The sequence below is a fragment of the Apibacter adventoris genome (assembly GCF_002964975.1).
GTDB classification, from domain to species: Bacteria; Bacteroidota; Bacteroidia; order Flavobacteriales; family Weeksellaceae; genus Apibacter; species Apibacter adventoris.
In genome coordinates, this window is record NZ_PSZM01000013.1 from 1 (window position 1) to 1806 (window position 1806).

The 1806-nt window shown below is 34.2% G+C and carries 3 protein-coding genes; all 3 read left to right on the plus strand.

Annotated elements, in window-relative coordinates:
• The coding region (locus C4S77_RS12920; protein ID WP_221405071.1) for a hypothetical protein at positions 1-399 on the plus strand (399 nt) is incomplete at its 5' end.
• A gap of 29 nt (positions 400-428) precedes the next feature.
• A complete protein-coding gene (locus C4S77_RS02990) occupies positions 429-1499 on the plus strand; it encodes a hypothetical protein (RefSeq protein ID WP_105245976.1) in 1071 nt (356 codons plus the stop codon).
• Positions 1500-1583: 84 nt separating this feature from the next.
• The coding region (locus C4S77_RS13155) for a hypothetical protein (RefSeq protein WP_221405072.1) at positions 1584-1806 on the plus strand (223 nt) is incomplete at its 3' end.

Here is a 1806-nt window from a genome sequence, read left to right on the forward strand (position 1 = left end):
CTGAAAGAACAGAATGAAGAAGAACTAAAAAAGGAGATGCAACAACGTTATGATGACATACGTCAGCTTATAGCCAAAAAAGACACCGCGGCCTTTCGTCAGTTAATACAAGAAAGAGAAGATCTTTTAGGAACCGTATATTACTATTCCGAGGCAGAAAAAGAAAACAGGATAAAGGATTTACTCACGGTCATTATGAGTGAAGAATTTGATATAGCTCCTTATCCTCAGGAAGCTCAGCTCTTATACTTTGCCGAAGGTAAAATGGTGACTTTGGTAGACCCGGTAAACCGCGAAGGGGTAATCCGTTTGGTAAACCGAAAAGATCCCAAAGATATAGTTTCTTTAGAGTTCCGTTTCCACCGAAAAAAACCCGGGCAAAAGCTTAGCGTTATTTAAAGTGAAAAACAGGGAAAACAATTGTGTTAATGAGCAGGCATATACATAAAGTTATTTTTTGCTTACTTCTGGTATCTTCTCTATTTTCCTGCGGGCAGGGAAACAAAGAAAGAAGTTTGCCGCAAAACGATCAAATAAAAAAAATAACTATATTTAAACAACCCGAAATTATGAATGATACGCTAAAACCCTACCTATTTATTCCAACTCCTTTTATATCCAATACAAATATTAAAAATAAAAGTTATAATATTTATATAGTACCCTCACATGTTCAGATGGAATTGTATATAGGGGATATACCTCCTTTTATTGGAGGATTTTGGGGATATATTACAAAAGAAAATGATAGTTTTAGTGCCCAAATACCTATTAATTCCTGTATCTTAAAAAGCGGAAAATATAAAGTAGTAGGTAGAATTTATCCTCGTTATGGAGAAACTTCATTTGATTACCATTCTTATTTACAAATGGAAGGATATTATAGAAAATCCGGAGATTGGGAAGATAAATATCCTATGTTTACTATAGAAACTTCCGATACAAAATATGATGCCAATGATAAACCCTATAATCCAATTGTAGGCTTTCCTTATTTCGAACTACAAACCGAAATAGAGGTAGAAGTACCCTATGAAGTAGAAGGCTGGAGCCATTCTGTAAATCTGAAAGAACAGAATGAAGAAGAACTAAAAAAGGAGATGCAACAACGTTATGATGACATACGTCAGCTTATAGCCAAAAAAGACACCGCGGCCTTTCGTCAGTTAATACAAGAAAGAGAAGATCTTTTAGGAACCGTATATTACTATTCCGAGGCAGAAAAAGAAAACAGGATAAAGGATTTACTCACGGTCATTATGAGTGAAGAATTTGATATAGCTCCTTATCCTCAGGAAGCTCAGCTCTTATACTTTGCCGAAGGTAAAATGGTGACTTTGGTAGACCCGGTAAACCGCGAAGGGGTAATCCGTTTGGTAAACCGAAAAGATCCCAAAGATATAGTTTCTTTAGAGTTCCGTTTCCACCGAAAAAAACCCGGGCAAAAGCTAGCGTTATTTAAAGTGAAAAACAGGGTAAATTATGGTATTCATGATTAGATATATACATAAATTTGACAATTATGAAACTTCTATATCTGTATATTATACGGCGGATCAATACGAAGATAATAAAATAAAATAATGAGAATATATATTTTTTCTTTGGTCATTGGGTTATTTTGTATTTCTTGTAGGCAAGAACCAAAACTATATTGGGGAGAGAAGCAAATGTTGCAACAGATTATAACTATGAAGGATAGTCTGCCTAAATATCCTCACGATAAACAAATTAAATATATAGTTTTTATGAGATTAAGCTATCCCTATGAATTTTATCTCGATGATATTTTAATAAGGCATAGTA

What these genes read in the sequence shown, in the direction of transcription:
- C4S77_RS02990 (WP_105245976.1), top strand. Translation starts at nt 429, where the DNA reads ATGAGCAGGCATATACATAAAGTTATTTTTTGCTTACTTCTGGTATCT.